Source organism: Pseudomonas sp. 32_A, from assembly GCF_017490905.1.
GTDB classification, from domain to species: domain Bacteria; phylum Pseudomonadota; class Gammaproteobacteria; order Pseudomonadales; family Pseudomonadaceae; genus Aquipseudomonas; species Aquipseudomonas inefficax.
Genome location: NZ_JAFGYI010000357.1, coordinates 1 through 441, shown reverse-complemented (window position 1 = coordinate 441; position 441 = coordinate 1). Strand labels below are relative to the sequence as shown.

Annotated in this window: 1 protein-coding gene; it reads right to left on the bottom strand. The window is 41.7% G+C overall.

The annotated features are described in order from the left end of the window. Positions 1-25 precede the first annotated feature (25 nt). The gene (locus tag J5M58_RS27060) at positions 26-400 is read right to left on the bottom strand and encodes a hypothetical protein (RefSeq protein WP_243432573.1); all 375 of its coding nucleotides are present in this window, start codon (positions 398-400) and stop codon (positions 26-28) included. Between the last annotated feature and the right edge of the window lie 41 nt (positions 401-441).

Below are 441 nucleotides of genomic sequence, written 5' to 3'. Positions count from 1 at the left end.
CATCCAGGCAAATACCGTTAAATAACTACATTATCCGGAATATAGCCTGTAATTTAAAACAGGCGATATCTCTATTTAAAATAGAAGCGCTGAGGCTTAGCAGGCCAGCTTGGGGCGTTTTGTAGGTAATAATAAGCTGCAGGCCTTCGCTATTATCCGGCGTTATCATCTGCATAAATTTGATATTGCCGGCATTTTTCAGTTGAAGGGTAAAATGTAAAGCGAATTCAACTACATCTTTAACCAGGGCCAGCATACACGCCCCGGGTACCACAGGCTGCCCGGGGAAGTGCCCAAAAAAAATTGGATGGTTTTTATCTAAACCAAGCGTTGCAGTTAACTGCCCGCTATGTTCTTGCAGGTTTTCTATTGTGAATATCCCGTCGATTGCTAATGCCATTTTATATGGTTGAAAGAAGCATTAACGAATGATATTTACCC